At 32.5% G+C, this 21,062-nt stretch carries 20 protein-coding genes and 1 pseudogene; 8 read left to right on the forward strand and 13 right to left on the reverse strand.

Annotated elements, in window-relative coordinates; translation table 11 throughout:
- Window positions 1–261: 261 nt before the first annotated feature.
- Both EL082_RS10420 and pta read right to left on the reverse strand, forming a co-directional pair.
- Entirely contained in the window at window positions 262–1,104 is an 843-nt protein-coding gene (locus EL082_RS10420) for a lipoate--protein ligase family protein (protein ID WP_002465912.1), read from the reverse strand.
- Entirely contained in the window at window positions 1,104–2,093 is a 990-nt protein-coding gene (gene pta / locus EL082_RS10425; protein WP_002465891.1) for a phosphate acetyltransferase, read from the reverse strand. The genes EL082_RS10420 and pta overlap by 1 nt, the downstream gene beginning before the upstream one ends.
- 170 nt (window positions 2,094–2,263) lie before the next feature.
- Here pta and hemQ point away from each other — a divergent pair, with 170 nt between their 5' ends.
- The 3 genes from hemQ to EL082_RS10440 all read left to right on the forward strand — a co-directional run bounded on the left by hemQ (window position 2,264) and on the right by EL082_RS10440 (window position 4,746).
- On the forward strand, window positions 2,264–3,013 hold the full coding sequence (hemQ, locus tag EL082_RS10430; RefSeq protein ID WP_049415603.1) for a hydrogen peroxide-dependent heme synthase: 750 nt from the start codon (window positions 2,264–2,266) through the stop codon (window positions 3,011–3,013).
- A gap of 503 nt (window positions 3,014–3,516) precedes the next feature.
- Window positions 3,517–4,281 carry a threonine/serine exporter family protein gene (locus tag EL082_RS10435; protein ID WP_002451082.1) on the forward strand — a complete coding sequence of 255 codons (765 nt, stop codon included), beginning with the start codon at window positions 3,517–3,519 and terminating at the stop codon, window positions 4,279–4,281.
- 12 nt (window positions 4,282–4,293) lie between these two features.
- Window positions 4,294–4,746: a threonine/serine exporter family protein gene (locus EL082_RS10440; protein ID WP_002465895.1), complete on the forward strand. Its 453-nt coding sequence runs from the start codon at window positions 4,294–4,296 to the stop codon at window positions 4,744–4,746.
- A gap of 76 nt (window positions 4,747–4,822) precedes the next feature.
- Here the strand turns inward: EL082_RS10440 and EL082_RS10445 are convergent, their stop codons facing one another.
- The 4 genes from EL082_RS10445 to EL082_RS10460 all read right to left on the reverse strand — a co-directional run bounded on the left by EL082_RS10445 (window position 4,823) and on the right by EL082_RS10460 (window position 7,864).
- A complete protein-coding gene (locus EL082_RS10445) occupies window positions 4,823–6,307 on the reverse strand; it encodes an APC family permease (protein ID WP_002465863.1) in 1,485 nt (494 codons plus the stop codon).
- A gap of 110 nt (window positions 6,308–6,417) precedes the next feature.
- Window positions 6,418–6,786 carry a DUF423 domain-containing protein gene (locus EL082_RS10450; protein ID WP_015365337.1) on the reverse strand — a complete coding sequence of 123 codons (369 nt, stop codon included), beginning with the start codon at window positions 6,784–6,786 and terminating at the stop codon, window positions 6,418–6,420.
- A 24-nt stretch (window positions 6,787–6,810) separates the two neighbouring features.
- A complete protein-coding gene (locus EL082_RS10455) occupies window positions 6,811–7,203 on the reverse strand; it encodes a DUF5327 family protein (RefSeq protein WP_002465874.1) in 393 nt (130 codons plus the stop codon).
- Window positions 7,196–7,864 carry a uracil-DNA glycosylase gene (locus EL082_RS10460; RefSeq protein ID WP_002465885.1) on the reverse strand — a complete coding sequence of 223 codons (669 nt, stop codon included), beginning with the start codon at window positions 7,862–7,864 and terminating at the stop codon, window positions 7,196–7,198. Before EL082_RS10460 ends, EL082_RS10455 begins: the two co-directional genes overlap by 8 nt.
- Before the next feature lie 147 nt (window positions 7,865–8,011).
- Between EL082_RS10460 and EL082_RS10465 the strand changes: the two genes are divergently transcribed.
- The 5 genes and pseudogenes from EL082_RS10465 (at window position 8,012) to EL082_RS10480 (ending at window position 12,257) form a co-directional block, all read left to right on the forward strand.
- On the forward strand, window positions 8,012–8,992 hold the full coding sequence (locus tag EL082_RS10465) for a choloylglycine hydrolase family protein (RefSeq protein WP_049415596.1): 981 nt from the start codon (window positions 8,012–8,014) through the stop codon (window positions 8,990–8,992).
- Between the two features lie 100 nt (window positions 8,993–9,092).
- On the forward strand, window positions 9,093–9,923 hold the full coding sequence (gene thiD, locus EL082_RS10470) for a bifunctional hydroxymethylpyrimidine kinase/phosphomethylpyrimidine kinase (protein ID WP_049415595.1): 831 nt from the start codon (window positions 9,093–9,095) through the stop codon (window positions 9,921–9,923).
- A gap of 209 nt (window positions 9,924–10,132) precedes the next feature.
- Window positions 10,133–10,306, forward strand: a complete 174-nt coding sequence (vraX, locus tag EL082_RS11950; protein ID WP_049415594.1) for a C1q-binding complement inhibitor VraX — start codon at window positions 10,133–10,135, stop codon at window positions 10,304–10,306.
- A 442-nt stretch (window positions 10,307–10,748) separates the two neighbouring features.
- Window positions 10,749–11,915 (forward strand): annotated as a pseudogene (locus tag EL082_RS10475) (C47 family peptidase).
- 24 nt (window positions 11,916–11,939) lie between these two features.
- Complete coding sequence (locus EL082_RS10480) at window positions 11,940–12,257, forward strand: staphostatin A (RefSeq protein ID WP_015365340.1); 318 nt, start codon at window positions 11,940–11,942, stop codon at window positions 12,255–12,257.
- 152 nt (window positions 12,258–12,409) lie between these two features.
- On the opposite strand, the gene EL082_RS10485 is transcribed toward EL082_RS10480, so the two are convergent.
- From EL082_RS10485 to nagB, 7 genes are all read right to left on the reverse strand, one after another.
- Window positions 12,410–13,822 carry an MFS transporter gene (locus EL082_RS10485; RefSeq protein ID WP_002465884.1) on the reverse strand — a complete coding sequence of 471 codons (1,413 nt, stop codon included), beginning with the start codon at window positions 13,820–13,822 and terminating at the stop codon, window positions 12,410–12,412.
- Window positions 13,823–14,559: 737 nt separating this feature from the next.
- Entirely contained in the window at window positions 14,560–15,207 is a 648-nt protein-coding gene (locus tag EL082_RS10490; protein ID WP_049415593.1) for an HAD family hydrolase, read from the reverse strand.
- 64 nt (window positions 15,208–15,271) lie between these two features.
- Window positions 15,272–17,614: a CapA family protein gene (locus EL082_RS10495; protein ID WP_232012184.1), complete on the reverse strand. Its 2,343-nt coding sequence runs from the start codon at window positions 17,612–17,614 to the stop codon at window positions 15,272–15,274.
- Between the two features lie 14 nt (window positions 17,615–17,628).
- Window positions 17,629–18,567: a Mur ligase family protein gene (locus EL082_RS12070; RefSeq protein WP_232012185.1), complete on the reverse strand. Its 939-nt coding sequence runs from the start codon at window positions 18,565–18,567 to the stop codon at window positions 17,629–17,631.
- A 336-nt stretch (window positions 18,568–18,903) separates the two neighbouring features.
- The gene (gene hxlB / locus EL082_RS10500; protein WP_180991093.1) at window positions 18,904–19,452 is read right to left on the reverse strand and encodes a 6-phospho-3-hexuloisomerase; all 549 of its coding nucleotides are present in this window, start codon (window positions 19,450–19,452) and stop codon (window positions 18,904–18,906) included.
- 2 nt (window positions 19,453–19,454) lie between these two features.
- On the reverse strand, window positions 19,455–20,087 hold the full coding sequence (gene hxlA, locus EL082_RS10505) for a 3-hexulose-6-phosphate synthase (RefSeq protein WP_002449613.1): 633 nt from the start codon (window positions 20,085–20,087) through the stop codon (window positions 19,455–19,457).
- A gap of 99 nt (window positions 20,088–20,186) precedes the next feature.
- Entirely contained in the window at window positions 20,187–20,924 is a 738-nt protein-coding gene (gene nagB / locus EL082_RS10510; protein WP_049415585.1) for a glucosamine-6-phosphate deaminase, read from the reverse strand.
- Window positions 20,925–21,062 lie beyond the last annotated feature (138 nt).

Raw genomic sequence — 21,062 nt, forward strand, 5'->3', positions numbered from 1 at the left:
TTGCTATTTATTCTTAAATTTTTCCACCTCAACTATAATACTACAAATATTTCTTGGAATACACAGATTTATATATAATATAGCAAGTTTAATACATAAAATTTAGGTTTCGTGAATAATTAACGCGTAAAAAACCGTCTTATTCAAAATGCATCATAAGCTAAGACTGAGTCGTTAGTCTAAAGCACATAGTTATGATGACAAAAGATGTCTGAATAAGACGGTTATTACTATTTTGTTGTCTTTAATATCTAATTTATACTACTTTTCATTCATTTTTGTAATCATTTTCGCATTACGATCAATCATCTTATCGAAATAACCTTCATAGCGTTGCCATTCTTCATCAGTGATCGGGTCCATATTTAAGCGTCCACCTAAATCTTTGATAGCATACAATAGTAAAAACATGACATCTTGTACTGTAATTTTTCGATTTAGTAGCGTCTCAAGTGAAGCCATACAATTGGGTTCAATGTCTGGGTAAGTGAATTTTGTTGTTTCACCTTTAAGTGCGTGCTCATAAAAATCTTTCATCATTAAAGCACGTTCAGAACCAGAGCCTTCTACACACAGATATACCTGTACAGCAATTCCGCCACGCACGCGTCGTTGAGAAATACCGGCAAATTTCTTACCATCAATACTTAAATCGAATTTACCAGGGCAGTATGAACGTTCAATTTCATGTGTATCGATGTCCACATCTTCATCTTCAAACATTTTAGCAATCAATAAGTACATGACTGTAAATGCCTCATCTATTGTTGTCTCTGTCTGTCCTTTGAACATCAATGAAATATTGAGTACACCTTGGTCTAAGACAACCCCTAGACCTCCCGAATTACGGACGATTGCATTATAACCTTTTTCATCTGTTAAAAAGGCAATACCATCCTTTAAAAATGGTAATCGTGAATCATGAATGCCTAGAATCACTGTATGTTGGTGAACCCATGTTCTCACTACATTAGGTGACATATCTTTGCCTACACTTTCGCAAAACGTATCATCAAAAGCAAATGATTGCATAGGTTCTAAGCCACTAGAATGATCTACATAGCGCCATTCAATATCATTAAAATATTTGTTACCTAAATCCATTATTGTAATGACTGTGCAGCAGTAATAATTGATAAATTATAGACATCTTCGATAGAGCATCCACGGGATAAATCATTTACAGGAGAATTAAGTCCTTGAAGAACCGGACCAACAGCGTCATAGCCGCCTAATCTTTGTGCAATTTTATAGCCAATATTACCCGCTTCTAAACTTGGGAAAATAAATACATTTGCATCGCCTTGAATTTTTGCACCTGGTGCTTTTTTCTCAGCTACACTTGGTACAATTGCCGCATCAAATTGGAATTCACCGTCAATAACAACATTATCTAATTGTTCTTCAGCTACTTTATCTTGTGCTAATTTCAATGCATCTTGAACCTTAGTCACATCGTCTGATTTAGCAGAACCTTTAGTTGAAAAACTTAACATAGCAACTTTGGGTTCCATGCCGAAACTTTGTGCAGATTTTGCACTTTCTACTGCAATTTCAGCTAAACCTTGTGCATCTAATTCTGGATTAATTGCACAATCACCAAAGATATATTGTTCTTCACCTTTCATCATAAAGAAAATCCCTGATGTTTTAGAAACACCTGGTTTAGTCTTGATAACTTGTAATGCTGGACGTACTGTATCTCCAGTAGAATGTGCTGCACCACTTACTAATCCTGCAGCTTTACCAGTATATACAAGCATAGTTCCAAAGTAATTAACATTGTCTAATAATTCTTCAGCTTGCTCTTTTGTCGCTTTACCGTTACGACGTTCAACAAATGCGTCTACCAACTCTGATTTCAATTCACTTGTTGAAGGATCGATGACTTCTATATTGGCAAGGTCTAATCCTTTGTCATTTGCTAAAGATTGAATCTTATCTTTATTACCTAAAACGATTGGTGTTACATAATCAGTCGCTTGTAATTGCGTTGCTGCAGTTAACACACGTTCATCTTCCCCTTCAGGTAATACAATATTTACATTTTTCCCTGCTAATTTGTCTTCTAATACGTTTAATAGATTAGCCATAATGTCCTCCTTGAAATTCTTTTCATAATAACGTTTACAAAACTAATTATACGTCATTTTAAAATAGAATGCCATTTCACTCTTTTGTAATCATTTACTTAGTAGTTAGCTATTTGTTTATGATAAAATTTAGTATGAATTGAACATATAGTTTTAAAGGAGCGATAAACATGAGTGAAGCAGCCGAAACACTAGACGGTTGGTACAGTTTACATTTATTTTACGCAATTGATTGGGTAACATTCAGATTAGTGCCAGAAGAAGAACGCGAAACTATGATTACTGAATTTAAAAATTTCGTGAACACTCAATCTGAGGCAAGAACAACACATACTGGCGATCAAGCAGTTTATAATATTACTGGTCAAAAAGCAGATTTATTATTATGGTTCTTACGTCCTGAAATGAAAGAACTCAATGCTATTGAAAACGAGCTTAATAAACTACGTATTGCAGATTTCTTTATTCCAACATACTCATATGTGTCTGTAGTCGAATTAAGTAATTATTTAGCAGGTAAATCTGATGAGGATCCTTATGAAAATCCTCATGTAAAAGCTAGATTATATCCAGAATTACCTCATGCAGAATATATTTGTTTCTATCCAATGGATAAACGTAGAAACGAAACATATAACTGGTACATGTTACCAATGGAAGAAAGAAAATCATTGATGTATAACCATGGTATGATTGGTCGTAAATATGCTGGTAAAATCAAACAATTTATTACAGGTTCTGTCGGTTTTGATGATTTTGAATGGGGTGTCACATTATTCTCTGATGACATTCTTCAATTCAAAAAAATTGTTTATGAAATGCGTTTTGATGAAACGACTGCACGTTACGGCGAATTCGGAAGTTTCTATGTTGGCCATATCTTAAAATCAGAAGACTTTAATCAATTTTTCAAAATTTAAATATAAGCCTTATCGATGAATCCTTATTAAATAGGGATTCATCTTTTTTAATTGCAATAAAAAAGTACACTTTGCATGCAAAGTGTACTTCCGACGAGTAGTATCCTTGGGAGAACTTTAATCACTACTACGTATAAGTTAACTACAAAAAATATATTGTCGCTACCCAATATATTCTGTAATAGTTAACTAATATTATTTTAACCATTTTGAAATATTTGAAACATAACTTTAGTGTTTATTTATATAAAAGATGTAATAAGTTTATATAAGTTGACAATTCAACCTGTAAAACCTACATTTTCCAAAATTTATCAAATACCGTCCAACATAAAATCAATCTACATTATATATTTAGACAACTATAATATATCCTCTTTCCTGTCTTATTTATATCGCATTTCAATTTTTATTAAGACACCGTTAACTTTATATAATGGTTTTTTCTCAATACATCCTCTATAATAAATCTAAATTCAAAATTTTAAAAAATTGGTGATTAGATGACAAAAGTAGTGAATGAAAACGATCATGAACGTCTTATTAAAGATGTTGTCATGTTGGCAGCGCGCATTTTACTAGAATCTGGTGCTGAAGGTACAAGAGTCGAAGATACAATGAATCGCATCGCCAAAAAATTAGGCTATCAAGAGAGTAATAGCTTTGTTACAAATACAGTAATTCAATTCCATTTACATAACGAATCAACACCTCGCATGTTCAGAATTAATGCGCGAGATACAAATTTAATTAAGATTTCCCAAGCAAATGAAATTTCTCGTTTGATCACTAAAGGCGCTATCACGTTAGAAGAAGCTAAAGAAAAATTAGAGAAAATATATGTTGCTAAACGAGATAGTAGTCTCCCCTTCAAGGGATTTGCAGCAGCAATGATTGCTATTAGCTTTTTATATTTACAAGGTGGTTCGCTTATAGATATTTTGACTGCCTTACTTGCAGGAAGTCTTGGTTATCTAGTCGTTGAAATACTAGATAGAAAGTTACATGCACAATTCATCCCTGAATTTATAGGATCTGTCGTAATAGCCATTATAGCTGTTGCTGGACATACGCTCATACCTCACGGTGATCTTGCAACAATTATTATTGCTTCAGTCATGCCTATTGTACCTGGGGTATTAATCACAAATGCCATTCAAGATTTATTTGGTGGCCATATGCTCATGTTTACCACTAAATCATTAGAAGCACTCGTCACTGCCTTTGGTATCGGTGCTGGTGTTAGTTCAATTTTAATTTTAGTCTAGGAGAGCTGTTATATGTTTTGGATATTAAATTTTATATTTAGTTTTTTAGCATCGCTGTTCTTCTGCGTGATATTTGATGCTCCTAGAAAATTATATCTTTCTTGTGGTGTTGTAGGTGCTTGTGGATGGATGATATATATTCTCTTCTATAATGGCTTACATGTACATACCATATATTCAAGTTTCTTTGGAAGTCTTGCGTTAGGATTATTGAGTCACTATATGGCGCGTTATAAGAAAGAACCAGCGATTATCTTTATGGTCACTGGCATCATTCCATTAGTACCTGGAGGCCTTGCCTATGATGCTACAAAGAGTTTAGTCCTTTTACATTTCAATAAAGCTATTAATACGATGCTAGAGGTGACATTAATCGCAGGTGCAATTGCGCTTGGATTACTTTTCGCAGATCAGATTTCAAAAATTATTATCTCTGGCTTCGATAGAACGAGAAAGAAATTATAAATCTTATAAGTTTTATATAAGTAAAAAAGTCATGATGAGTATAAGAGTTTCTCTCTTCACTCACCATGACTATTTTTTATGATTTTTGATTTGCTGGTTCTTCAACCATACTTTCTACTTCGTCTTCACTTCTATTTAAAATTAATCTACTTAATTCATCATTATCCATTTTTTTAAGTTTAGGATAGCGAATCGCAAAGAAGATTAATCCTAATACTAACCATACGCCTAATGCAATGTATGATGGTAATGATAATGAAGCTTTAGTTCCTGGTATTAATAATAAACATAAGAAGATAAACGATACGACTGAACCGATAATACCAAATGTTTTGTATATAGGTGCGTACGTATTACTTTGTTTATTATAACTAAATAATTTAGTAGCTGATAAACATGTTACAAAGTATGCAACAGAAACACCTGTTGATGACATATCAACTATCCATGTTAACGCTGTACGTCCTAACCATGGCGCAATTAATGATACACCTACTAAGAAAATAATTGCTACATAAGGTGTTTTATATTTACTGTGAATACGACTGAATACGCGTGGCATAATGCCAGAACGTCCCATTGAGAAAAGCAATCTGCTAGCACTCATTAAGAAACCATTTAATCCAGTAAAGATACCCATCATAATGGCAATGGCTAAAACGGCTAGTCCAACATAACCAAATGCTGATTGTGTTTCAGCACCAGTTAACCATAGTTGGCCATTTAAACTTTTCTGGTTCGTACTTAACCATCCTGTATATAACAACATCACTACATAAGTCATTGATGCTGCAAGTAAACTATATACGATTAATTTAAATGTCTTGTTTGGCGCAAAGTTAAATTCTTCAGCGGTTTGTGGAATATTATCAAATCCTACATAAGCCCATGGCGCAATCGATACAATCGTAATAATTGAGATAAACCAACCTTGATCTGAATTTGCCAATGGTTGTAAATTATCTAAAGCAAAATTATTACCAAAGAATGAACCAAAGAACATGAGTAATACGACAACAACCATCGCTACACAGAAATAATATTGTAATGATCCTGATACGCTTGCACCTCTAATAGCTACAAACATAAATACAAGTAATAATACTGTGGCTATAATGATTTCTGTTATGTAGACATCCCAACCTGCGACAGTATATAATTTCCCATTATTCAATACATTGGGTAATAGGAATTTAATCAATAGACTAAATGCGGTAGCATTTAAAGCTACTACACAGACATACCCGAAGGTTAAGAACCATGAAGAAAAGAAACTCACATATCTACCAAAACTTAAAAAACTAAATGCAAACGCCCCACCTGATACAGGGAATTTTTCTACTAAAGCGCCATAACTTACTGCTATTAAAATCATAAGTAAGGCACCTATTACTATACCGATGGATGCTGCAATGGGACCTGATTGTCCTATCCAGTCACCTGGAAGAATAAATGCGCCCCAACCAATACACGAACCGTATGCAATCGCCCAAACAAACTTCTCTGATAAGTTTTGTTTGAGGTCGCCTCTATCTACCTGTTTATTTTTGTCATTTTCCATAATTAAAAACTCACCTCGAGATATTCATATACCCGAAAAGGTGAGTCATGTAACTTAATTATTAAATTATTGTTATCAAATTTACATGTAATTTGTAAAATCATCAAACATTATGCTGAGAATTTAAATGTAGCAATAATAAGCATTAACCAACCTACGATAAACAAGACGCCTCCAATTGGTGTAATGGCACCTAAAATACGAATTTGAGTCAACGCTAAAACATATAATGACCCACTAAAGAATACGATACCGAAGAAGATGAGCCAACCTGCCCAATTCACATTAATAGACGTTGTACCACTAATCACACCAATGACAAGTAATGCTAAGCCATGATACATTTGATACATTGTTGCTTTTTCCCAAACAGACATGTATTTGTCTGACAGTTTACCTTCTAATCCGTGTGCCCCAAATGCACCAGTACCTACTGCCATCATAGTATTTAAGGCACCTAAAATAATAAATAATTTCATCATAATTTACGTTCTCCTTTATTATTAAAAATCAAATATCGATTCACCGTTACCAATTTCATCATCTGTTGTCATTAAATTAGAATTAGATAACGTTGAGGATGATTGACCTTTATTAGAATGATTTGTATGCGTCACCTTTCCACCCATTGCTTGAATTTCTTCTGGTGTTACATCATCATACGACTTTTGCTGATTTGTTGTCTTCATCAACTTATTCTGTGTATCAATATCTGTATGTGTAAAATCATTATGTTGTAAACTTTGCGAATTCATATTGTTTTGCGTAGATGACGTGTACAGAGATGTAATCGTATGTATGGCATACATATGTTTCTCAAATTCATGTTGTGATGATGATTCATCAGCTTGAACTAATTCACGCTCAATTAATTGAATAATTTTCTCTTTATCCATGTGTTGTATCCTCTCTTTCACACCATTGAATTGGTGTTCGCCCTTTGGATTCTAAATATGCGTTTGCTTTAGAATAAGGTTTGGAGCCAAAGAAACCTCTATAGGCTGATAATGGGCTTGGATGTGGTGATTTTATAATAAAATGTTTAGAGGTATCTATTAACTTTATTTTTTGTTGGGCTGGTTTGCCCCATAAAATAAAGACGACGTCTTCACGTTCTTCGGAAATTGTACGAATCACTTCATCTGTAAATACTTCCCATCCAATATCTTTATGAGAATGCGCTTCTCCTTGTCTTACCGTTAAGACCGTATTTAAAAGTAAGACACCTTCTCTTGCCCAATCTTGTAAATGAGGTGATTGACGTCGACAACCGATATCGTCTTCCAATTCTTGATACATATTTCTTAACGACGGTGGGAATTTCGCGTTTGGTTGAACTGAAAAAGCTAAACCATGCGCTTGATTAGGGCCGTGATAAGGATCTTGTCCTAAAATTACTACCTTGATATCTTCAAATGGTGTTAAATCAAAAGCTTGATAGATATTTTCTCTATCTGGATATACGACTTGTGTTGTATATTCCTTTTCAAGAAAGTCATGCATTGCTTTAAAATCATGTTTTGTTGTTATATTGTGAAATACTTCAGACCATTCCATCCTATTCACCTCAATGGTATTTTAACATAACTATCTCTATAAATTATATCGCCTCTTAAATGTAAACTATATCAATTATTAAGTTTACAAAATTATTTATTTTGTATATAGTGCATATTAAGATGAATTAAGTTTGGAGCGACGTATATGTGTACAGGATTTTCTTTTTTCACTCAACAACATCATCATTATTTAGCTAGAACGATGGACTTTGCATTTGAATTTAACGGCGTACCAACTGTTATACCTAGAAAATTTGAGTATCAATTCGATTTAGAACCTTCAATGAAATTGACCTATGGTTTTGTAGGAACCAATTTAAAGGTGGGCCGCTATCGATTCGGAGATGGTATTAATGAATGCGGTGTAGCGATTTCAAATCACTATTTCACCGGTGAAGCATCCTACAGTAAACATAAGAGATATGGCTATTTCAATATGGCTCCCGAAGAATTTATTATTTGGGTTCTAGGTTTCACTAAAAGCATCCAAGACTTAAAGCAAAAAGTTAAAAAAGTTAATATTATGAACGAGAAAAATGAAACGCTAAATATTGTACCTCCCCTTCATTTTATTATCACTGACCGTGAAGGACATACCGTATCAGTCGAACCACATAACGGCCTGCTTATTGTTAAAGATAATCATGTAAAGGTACTTACCAATGCCCCGAAATTAGAATGGCATGTTGAAAACTTAAGAAATTATGCCTTTTTATCACCTGAGAAGTCTACCAATCAATTAGTTGGTAAAGTTCTTGTGCGTTCTATGGGTTGTGAAGCAGGTACCAACGGTTTACCAGGCGGCTATACATCTACTGAACGCTTTGTTAGAGCAACTTATTTAAGACATCATTTGCCTCAATCAAATGATGAAAGTGTAAATTTAATGAATTGCTTTAAAGTGTTAGACTCAGTGAGTATCCCTCAAGGTGCAGTCGTTGATGCTGAAGAAACGCATTATACACAATATCAATTAGTAATGGATAGTAAGGACTGTGCGTACTACATCAAACCCTATTTCACCAACCAAATATTTAAAATACACTTAGATGAACATTTGCTTACTAAAGAAGACATGACTTTTATAGATGTTAATCATCAGTTGACCATTACACAATTGAATTAAAACAATTAGCCAAGCCAACCATAGCACAATTTTATTTTTATCATACTTGAATCGTGATATGATGGTACGTGTATTAGAAAACATTGGGAGTGAATACAAAATGGCATTAAAAAAAGTATTAACAATTGCTGGTTCAGATACTAGCGCAGGTGCAGGAATGCAAGCAGATTTAAAAACATTTCAAGAGTTAGATGTCTATGGTATGGTCGCTTTAACAGCTATCGTTACAATGGATAAAGCAACATGGTCTCATGATGTGACACCACTACCTATGGACGTATTTGAAAAACAACTTGAAACTGCAATTTCAATTGGTCCAGATGCAATTAAAACAGGAATGTTAGGTACTGAAGAAATTATTAAACGTGCTGGCGAGGTTTACGAACAATCCGGTGCAGACTATTTCGTTGTTGATCCTGTCATGGTATGTAAAGGGGAAGATGAAGTACTTAACCCAGGAAATACTGATGCAATGATTCAATATTTATTACCTAAAGCAACGGTTGTGACACCTAACTTATTTGAAGCTGGACAATTATCTGGCCTAGGTAAACTTACTTCTATCGAGGACATGAAAAAAGCAGCTCAAATCATTTTTGATAAAGGGGCTAAACATGTCATTATTAAAGGTGGTAAAGCATTAGACCAAGATAAATCATACGATTTATACTACGATGGTCAAACATTCTATCAATTAACAACTGATATGTTCCAACAAAGTTACAATCATGGTGCTGGTTGTACATTTGCAGCAGCTACTACAGCTTACCTTACAAACGGTAAATCACCAAAAGAAGCTGTCATTGCAGCCAAAGCTTTCGTTGCTTCAGCTATTAAAAATGGTTGGAAAATGAACGATTTTGTAGGACCCGTTGATCACGGTGCTAATCGTCGAGTTGAACAAATCGACGTACAAGTTACTGAAGTATAGAATATATTATTGCTTTTAAGCTCAAAATGAACATTAACGTTCATTTTGGGCTTTTTATATCGACATACATTTTGAATACTGACTACGCTTAAAGTCGTAGTTTGGACTCCAATGTTCGACCGATACAAAATTGATACTAGAGCCTCATGTTTTTTAGCTAAAAGAGATGTACTATATAAAGTGTAGAGAGACAAAGGAGGCAATACAACATGATTATTCATAAACAAGATATACAAAACGGTGTCCCTATGTATGAAATCATCACGAAAAAGTTCAAGACAATCACAGTTAAATTTGATGAAACTTTAAATGACAATGATATCTATCGCTTGCTCTCTCTACTAGAAAATGACATAGACACTATGCAATTCAGACAAACATGAGTGTTATTTTCAACACCAAGAAGAGATTCATCATTTGCGTTTGAACATTAAGACATTAAGCATTCCATATTGTATAACTGTCCCAAAATGATGGTTTTAAAGTTACTTGTCCCCTAACTAATGTATACTTTAAATGCCACATCCCTAAAATACTCATCTTAATATTGATAGAAAGCACTATTGTTAGCCAAAGTTGTCCCCTTTGGCGCTCAGAGAGAAACTTTGAGCTATGCTAACAATAGTGCTTTTCTTTGTTGAACCATTTTACATATAAGCATAAAAATCCATGATTCAAGCAAAGTGATCTATAATTTCATTAATTTAATTAACGATTTTGTATGTATTTATATCACTCTAGATTTTTATGAATTAAATATAAAATATAATGTTATATTAATTTATGAAAGAGTTACCTTTAAATAAATAGAAAAGGAGTGTTTATATGATAACCAAATGTCGCAATGTCATAACTTTGATACTACTGTTTTTAATGGGATTAAGTATCTTTAGTTTTCTCAATCAAGCACAAGCAAACTCAAATGTAAATCAAGCAACTGCACAATCCAATGGTACTCAAGTTAAAGTAGAAAATAAGGACATACCTAAAGACGTTGACCGTTTAGCGAAGAAAAATTTCCTATCGCATGTTAGTTTGCTAGATCAAGCATCCCACACTACAAAAAGTGCTTATACTTTAGGTGAGCCCTTCAAAATTTACAAACTCAATAAACAAAGTGATGGCAACTTCTATTATCCCGTCATTAATAAAAGTGGCGATGTAAAATATATCGTTGCCATTTCTCCTAATCCTTCTAACAAATCAAAATATTCACTTAACGTTTCCCCTTTCATTTCAAAAGCATTAAATAACTATAAAAATCAAAAGGTAACTATCTTCACTAGTAAAAAAGGATACTTTATAATGGGTGAAGATAAAGCACCTCACTTAGTATTAAAAACACCTCGACAAGATGCTAAATCAGATAGAAATCTGACCAAAGAATCAGCCGTTAGATATAGTAAAGCATTTAATCAAACAAGCCATATCGCAAATCCAATTACTAAGTATCAAACAGCTATTAATCAACAACCCCAATATGTTAATACCCTTAAAAATATGCAAATTAGAGAAACTCAAGGACAAAATGGATGGTGTGCAGGTTACACTATGGCATTTTTATTAAATGCTACGTATAATACTGGACATTATAATGCTGAGATGATTATGAGAGCATTACATCCAAATCTAAGTGGCCAAGCCTTCCAATTCACAGGGTTAACACCTCAAGAAATGATGAGATATGGGCAATCTCAAGGTAGAAATGTCAATTATTTAAATAGAATACCTCAATTTAATGAAGTCGATAGATTAACTAAACAAAATAAAGGTATTGCTTTAATCAGTTCTAGTGTAGAACCTAGAAACGGTATTCATGCAGGTCATGCTATGGCCGTTGCTGGTAATGCTGTATTAAATAATAACCAACGTGTTATTCTCATTTGGAATCCGTAGGATAATGGTTTAACTACGCAATCAGCTGACAGTAATGTGATACCTGTGTCTGATGGTACACATTTTAGATGGAATGCTTCCATTTATGGTTACTAATAAAGTGAAAGTTAGTGGGAATATATGACTCAATTCGAAATAATTAATATTATAGATGTAAATCCCTACTCTCCAAATAGTTCATTCCTTAACGTTTTAGAGGGTAATTGGTTTCCTAAAAATTTTGATACAGCACCTCTTAAATTCGTATTTAATGAAACAATGCAACCCAGTTATTACTGTACCAAATTAGATACTAATCAACGGACCATTGTACTAACTGAAAAATCCACTTTATCTATTGTGATTGAAATATGCATTATCAATCCAAATAAAATCATTTTCAATTTAATAAATATCAATGCTATTGGCGCTTCACCTAAAATGATATTCGAAAGATAATCAATTTAAGGTAACTCTTTCATAGAAACACAAAAAGGCTAAAAGATGAAATTCAAAATTCACCTTTTAGCCTTTCTTTAATGAGTATGACTACTCTATTTTACTTTAAAATGGAACTAGCAATGACGAGCTAAAATAGTCACCATTTTAAATTAAAAGTTTTCTTTATCTTGTCTTTCTTTAACCCACCATAATGCTTCTTTAGGGTGTGCTTCATAATATGCTCTATCTTCTTCGTTATCTACGTTTGGATAAGACCCTTTAAGTGACTTACCAGCTGTAGTGACATGAAGTAATAAAATTACTAAGAAACCTATCACACTAATAGCTGTTAAATAGTACGCTGGTGCTAATACATTACCAGTAGATTCAACTAACCATGATGCGATTAATGGTGTTGTACCACCAAAAATTGATACTGAGATGTTGAATGTGATTGATAACGTACGATATCTAATGTGTGTATAGAAAATTGTTGGTAATGATCCAGGCATTGTTGCTTCGTATGTTGATAAGAAGAAACCTAGGATAAGTACACCAATAATAATAAACGGTAAAGATTTAGTTGCTAATAATGAGAATGCAACGATACTTAATAATGTAAGTCCACCAGTACCGATTAAGAATACTTTTTTCTCTCCGATTTTGTCGGCCATTTTACCAAATCCTAATGCTAAAGGAATCATAATAGCCATCACACAAGTGATAATAACGCTTGTCGTTGTTTCGTCTACTTTCGCTACTTGACCTAAGTAGGTTGGTAAGTAAGCTGTTACCATATAGTTTGTAACGTTGAAGAATACTACAGCAACAAAGCAAACTAAAATATCTTTATAATAATAGCGAATAATACCAAAGAAACCGATTGTATCGCGTTTCGGTGTTGTTGCTACATCATTTTCATAAACTGGTGATTCTTCCAATTTACGACGTAAGTATAATCCAAATAATCCTAAGAATAATCCTAAAATAAATGGAATTCTCCAACCCCAAGATTGCATTTGATCATGTGTTAAGAAGAAACTTAATAACGCAATCATAATTGATGCTGCAATGTAACCTGATAACGTACCAATTTCAAGTCCACTACCTAAACTGTTACGTTTTTTATCCGGAGACGATTCAGCCACATAAGTCATAGCACCTGCATATTCCCCACCAGTTGAGAAACCTTGCAAGATACGTGCCAATAGTAAGAGGACAGGCGCCCATATTCCAATCGTATCGTAGTTCGGTAGTAATCCGATTGTTAATGTTGAAAGGGCCATTAAAATAATAGTCGTTGTTAATACAACTTTACGTCCATATTTATCTCCAATAATACCAAATACTATTCCACCAATAGGTCTAAGTAAAAATGCAATAGCTAGTGCAGCAAATGTAAAGATTTGTTGTATTTGAGGATTTTGCACTGGAGAAAAGAAATTTGCTCCTATGTATGCAGTCGTATAAGCATAAACACCAAAGTCAAACCATTCCATGGCATTACCAATACCGGTTGCGACAACGGTTTTTTTCGCTTTTTGAGCGTTGACCATGTTAATATTTTCTTTTTCGAAATCCATGAATTTAAACACTCCCTTTTATATGTTACATAATTATACTCAGTTAAATATCAATGTCAAATTAATTCAAAATAAATTCTTTTCAAAAATACAAGTTTATTCAATTTACAGAATATTTTATTTAACATTTGAACCCGATAGGATTAACTAAGCGTTATGCAAATAATATTTTGAAATGATTATTTTTTTATCTATTTTTAAATATAGGTAGTTTTACCCTCTCTTTCTTGATCCAAACCGTTTAAAATAAACATATTTGTCAATCATTAATGATATCAATGGTTTTAAGGCAACAAACTTGTACTATCTTCAATAAATAGCGCCACCATTCACTTTATCAAATTAAAATTTCTTTTAATTTGATATCGGTGTCATTTCATAATAATGCTTCTTGATTTCACCATAGCTTCATTTTCATAATCAATTGGACAAAAAATACATTTTAAATATATATACATCTTCAGTTATTTTTATTAATTTAGAATCATTGCTAAATTTCGATGTTTTTTGCCTCTCTTTTTCTCAAAATTTCCCGTAAAATCGCTTTTTAAATAATCTATGTAACAAATTTATTATTATTGGTATATTAATTCTATAATTTTAAAATAATGATTTAGTTTATGTAGAAGCAAAATAAATCTTGCCCTTTTTGTATTTCTTTAATAGTTTCAAATTTACTTTGAACATTCTAAATGCCAGCAAAGTAATAACACTTCACTGGCATTAAGATAATCTATTTATAGTATGGTATTGATTTCATCCGCTTCATTTAAAATATAATCTGGATTTTCTCTTAATAATGCCTTTGCGTCAAAAGCGCCCCACGTCACGCCACAAGACTTAATACCAGCTGCTTTAGCCATTTGAATATCATGAATAGCATCGCCAATATATATACTGCGTGCCGGATTAAGATGATGATTCTGAATAATATAGTTGATACCATCTGGATCTGGTTTATAACGTGTTACTTTATCAGAACCAATAGCTTCTTGAATAAATCTACCAAGGCCTAAATGGTCTAAATTTCTCAACAACACATCTGTTTTTTTACTAGAAACCACAAACACCTGCTTCTTTTTTCGTAATAATTGTTCTAATGTTTCAAATATACCGATTACCGAGCATAAATATGTTGTTTCTAATTGACGATACTGTTCCCTAAATAATTCTAACAATTGATTTAATGCATCTTCTGTTAAAAAACGGTCACTCATTTCTATAAATGACTTTTCAATAGGAATACCCATATAATGTACAATATCTGCATCACTTGGTTCAGATAACCCAAATTGTGCAAAAGCTTCTTTAGTTGCTTCAATCGAACACTGCTTAGAATTCGCTAATGTTCCATCAAAGTCAAAAATATAGTTGTCAAAATTCATGATGATCACCTCTAAAGTACATATTACACGTTTAATGATAATATACCTTGCAATACTATTTCAATTAGATATTAACTGGAAGTTCAAAATAATATTGATCATCTTTTTTTAATGTCATTTTGGAAATTGCTCCCATTTGTTTTAACTGTGCATGACAATGATTAGCTTCATTTTCAGTTAAAAAACGAGGTTGCCAATATGTTTCTAAGTTATTACCATAAATAGGATATAGTTTAAGTTTCGAATTATTATTATAATGTAGTTCTAGTTGGGCAATAAAACTATATGGTGGAACGAATCTTTTATCATATTCTCCATTACTATTAAATACACCATTACCAATACTATAAACTACTGTAGTTGTGCCAATTCTTTCAATACTCTGCATTAAATGTGCACCATGACCAATGATTAAATCCGCACCTGCTTCAGATATTGAGCGTGCATATTCACGTTGCTTTGTAGATGTACGTTGAAAATCAACCCCCCAATGACAAATAACAATTACTTTCATAGCATATTTTTCTTTGCATTCTTTAATTTTTTCGAACATCATAGGATTAATACATGCAACACCCGGTTCATCACCGATTGCATAAAAATCAAATTCACGATACATCGGTCTTCTATACCAATAGGCATTAAAAATAGCTATCTTTTCACCATCTTTATTTATAATAAATGGTCTTTCAGCTTTTTCTTGATTTGTATCTGCTCCAATTGTAGAAATTAGTGCATCATTAAACGATTTAACTGTATTTTTCAAACCTTTTATACCACAATCCATTAAATGATTATTAGCTAATGTTACTAATTGAATTCCTTCTTGCTTCAACGCATGAACTGTGTGTTCTTCGGATGCATGCAATACAAACGGCTTTCTTTGTTTTAAATATTGATTATCATCATTGGAAATAGCCGCTTCAAAATTACAAATATTAAAGTCCCCTTCAGAAATCAATGGTCGTATTTTGTCAAAACTGTAATTTCTTCCTTCTGTAGCTAATGCATCATCTTTCCCTTGTCTCTTTCTAATATTGGTATAAAATTCTCCAAAATAAGTATCACCAATAATATTTATTTTCACTGGGTTACCATTATTATTAATTTTATACTCTTCTATTTCTTCTTTATATTCATCTTTTTCATTTATTTTTTTAATACTATTTGCTATTAATGCATCTCTATGAAACGCATCTTTAGCACCTAGAACTACTGTAATGTATTCTTCACCATCAATTTTAGACAAGACGGTACCAATCGAATTACCTTGTCCATAAAATAATCCATGAGAAATCAAGCCGTAAGAAAATAAATTCGATTCTGTTTTATAGTATTGATCTTTAAAACTATAAGATGTACGTCCTAATAAATCTTTGATAAATGGATATTTATTAAACAAAATTTGACTTACTTTAAATAAGTCATCTAATGTTAATTCTTGTTTTACATGACTAATACGACGACTTGTAATATTTAAGGCAGTTTCTGGCTTCATTCCTAAAGATTTAACTTCATTTTTAATTTGATTCATACTATCTTTATTCGAACCAACAACCTTATTCGCTAACATTAATATCGCATTAGGTGAAGCAGTAACTATAGCAGCTGATAAAATAGTATCTAACTTAAGTTTATCTCCTGAATTCAATGGTATTGACCGTGGATTCTTACTTTCTTTAATCGATTGATTATCTGCTTCAAACAAATCACTTAGTTGTACTTTTTTGGCAAAAGTCATATTTAAAATTCTATTAATTAGTAATAAACTACCCACACCCTGATTTTGTACAACATCTTGTCTACCAATAGAAGATACTTTTTCCCCTGTCGAAACTTTAAATGTTGCTACACCATAGCCGTCACTGGGAATTGGATTACTACTACGCGTTGGTTTAATAAAGTTTTGTGAATAATATACTAATCGGTCATTCACTTTTGGGAATTTTCCTCCACTAGTAGAACCTTTTAATAATATCAAATCATCTTCTTCAATAATATTAGATACTTCTTTAGCTAATTCCTCATGATCATCATAATAACCTGCCACCATTTGTTTAGGAAGTTGTTTTAAAGTATATTTAATTTCTTCACCGTATCCAAATACTAAATCAATATTATTATCTATAAGTACTTTAGCTATAGCTTCATGTTGCGGTTTAATCTCTTCTTTTTTCAAATCCATTAAACGACCTAACACAGCAATTTTTCTGCCTTTATAAAATTGTGACTTATAATTTAAAGTTTCTATTCCTTCAATCATAGAAATACCAACAGCATTCCATGAATCATTAATCACTGTATAGTTTGTGCCTTTATGTGTTTGATGAGATTTAATATTTTGCACGCCTTTATTAGGTTGGTAAGATTTTAATTTTTCTAAGACACTACTTAATGGTATGTCCAACAATTTAACAATCGTTAAACACCAACCACATTTTGTGCCATCGCTTTACCAGATAGTTGTGTCGTTACTTTAATCTCTTCCCCTAGGATATTAGCAGTGATCCTAGATGAATCACGTGTTTCTTCAAATGATTTAATAAAACTATGCGACTCTTCATGAAAACCATAAATAATAATATTTTTATTATATTGGCTTACCGTTTGATAAACTGTTTCAAATTCATTCATATCTCTATTTAAGACGACAGTTCCTTGATTATTCATACCTTCAGCAATTCTTGATTTTAGTATTGCAGTTTGATGAATATCTCTTTGATGTGTTGATCCGATAGAAGTAATCATGGCTATATCAGGTACATACGTTTTCATCACGCCCCCAGCTTTCATCCATAAGCTAGAAATAGCAGCCTCTACAACCATATAATCAGGATTAGTAATACCACAAGCAACAGTTATAGGTACGCCTGTGCGTGAATTATGATTTCCTTTTGTCGCAGTAACTTCATGATCAATACTTAATAAGCTTTGCAGCATACTTTTAGTTGTAGATTTTCCTGCTGAACCAGTAATCCCAATCATTTTACCTTCAAAATGATCATATGAAAATTTCGCTAAATATTTGATTGCATTATATGAATTTTCTACTATAAATTGTGGGATGCTGTCATCCAAATATTCGATTGGCCGAGCTGCAATCACACCACTTATGTATGGTTGGAAGTCGTGTAAATTCTTATGTGTATCTTGCCAAATCCCAAAACTTCCAATATTTTGAGTTCCTCTATCCCACGTTTCAGTATCCATAGCAATGAAGAGAACTTTATAGCCTTGTTGACTAAAACGCTTTGTACTTTGCTTATTAATGTCAATATTATTTGCGTACCAGTCTTCAGAAGGTTCACGATACCAATAACCTTCCAGAGCTTGTTCTATTGTCTTTTTATTATAATTCATAAAATTCCCCTTTATTATATTTTAAACATTTAACACCTTTTAATTAGTTATTTTACTTTAATTAATTTTATATGTTTATGATTAACCTTATGTTGATATCTTTCATTATATAGATTTACAACACTTTTTTCATTCATTTTTTATTTAATTTCTTAATTTTACATTGAGTGTTAAGGGAATAGATGTTTTTCTTGTCAATATATATCTATTTTTTAGAAAAGTATTAATTACAGTTAAATTTAATAATAATTTCTAGTTTAAAAAAATATCTAGAATCTCTTTTGATCATTCCAACAAAAAAGTAACTCTCAATTCATGAGAGTTACTTTTTATGATTTATTCTAAATTGGCATGATTATTTTGCATTGTCGTTTCATCGACGTCTAATTGTGCCATTAATCCAATAACTACACTATCTAAAAAGATTTGTGATGATTGTTCAAACAAACTACCTAACGGTTGATCAGACCCAGTGGCATCGTGTTTTGTACCTGCTGGTAATTCAACTACTGTGTCTGCAATTTCACCAATTGCAGAATCTAGTTTAGTTGTTAGTAATACCACTTCTGCTTCAACTGATTTCGCTTTATCTGCTAATAAGCGAAGGTGTTCTGTTGAACCCGAACCGGAAATCACAATAAATAAATCACCTTTTTGAATTGATGGTGTTGTTGATTCGCCAATAACAAATGCTTGCTTGCCTAATTGATTGAGTCTCATTGCAAAACTATTTGCAACGAATCCAGAACGACCCTTACCTGCAACAAATATGCGTGATGATTCAGTTACTTCTGATGCAAATCCATCAAACTCTTCATCTTTAACATGAGATAAAGTACCCTTTAACTCATCTAAAATTAATTGATAATGATTAAAAGTTGCCATCATTATTTACCTTCAATAGCGTCACGACATTGTTTAGCTGCTTCTACAGGGTCATCAGCATTTGCGATACCGCCACCAACAATTACTAAGTCAGGTTCTTCTGCAACAATTTCTTTAATTGTATCTGGTTTAATACCACCAGCAACTGCGACTTTAGAATTTTTAATTACTGATTTAACTTTACGTAAGCTATCTAATGGAGATTGTCCTTCAGCTTGTAAATCATAACCAGTGTGCACTGCAATATAGTCAGCACCCATTTCATCTAATTCTTTCGCACGTTTTTCTAAATCTTGAACAGCAATCATATCTACTAATAATTGTTTGTCATTTTTATGCGCTTCTTCAACTGCTGCTTTAATTGACGCATCTTCAGCTACACCTAAAATTGTTACAACATCAGCGCCGAATTTAACAGCTTGGCTTACTTCATAGTCTGCTGCATCCATGATTTTTAAGTCTGCTAATACTTTAGCATTGCTTATATTTTCATTTAAATGTTGAACGGCAGGTAAACCTTCGTTAATCACAATTGGTGTACCAATTTCTACAATATCAACATATTCTTCTACTTTTTTCGCTAATTCTGCTGCTTCTTCTTTATTTAATAAATCAATAGCTAATTGTAATTCCACTATAATTCATCCTTTCAAATTTATCTGTATTTATCTATCTCATTGAATGAATTACCCTGTACACTTTTATTTTAAACGAAATATAATTTTCAAAATAGCTTAGCTATTCTTTAAGTCTGGTGCAGCCGCGTCATCAACATAGATTTCTACATTTGGATGTGTCTTTAATATTGTAGATGGGATATCTTTGCTTACCGGTTGATTCAACAAGTCATTTATCGCTTGTTTCTTTTTCTCTCCAAACGCTAATAAAATGATTCTTTTAGCTTTAATAATTGATTGAAGACCCATTGATATGGCTTGCTTAGGTACTTCTGACTCATCGTTAAAATATCTACTATTTGCTTTAATTGTACTTTCTGTTAAATCCACGACATGTGTTTCACTTTCCAAAGATGTTCCTGGCTCATTAAATCCGATATGTCCATTTTCGCCAATGCCTAACAATTGAATATCGATTGGCCCTTCAGATTCAATTAATTGATTATAGCGTCTTGCTTCTTGTTCAAAATCAACCGCGTCTCCATTAGGGATATGAATCCGTTGGCGATTAAAATATGGATATTGATTAAATAATATGTCATCCATATAATAATGATAACTTTGTTCATGCTCAGGTTCTAAACCAACATATTCATCTAAATTGAACGTAGTCACTTGTGAGACATCTATTTGATTTTTCTTTAATAGTGTAACTAGACTTTGATAGACATCTGTCATAGTGCCTCCTGTAGCTAAACCTAATTTACTATCTGGGCTATAGTCCATTTGTTTAAATAACTCACAGGCAACATAAAATGATGCTAATTTTTTAGAACCTAAATTAATAATTTTCATAATTAATCACCTCAAAAATTTGCTATCAACCAACATAAAAACAAACCCCTTAATTACATTTGGATTATAACACGATACAACATTTATTTAGTACTAAAGTGATATGCCATCTTTAAAATACTAATATATAGAAATAAT

It is taken from the genome of Staphylococcus warneri (assembly GCF_900636385.1).
In the GTDB taxonomy this organism is placed as follows: Bacteria; Bacillota; Bacilli; order Staphylococcales; family Staphylococcaceae; genus Staphylococcus; species Staphylococcus warneri.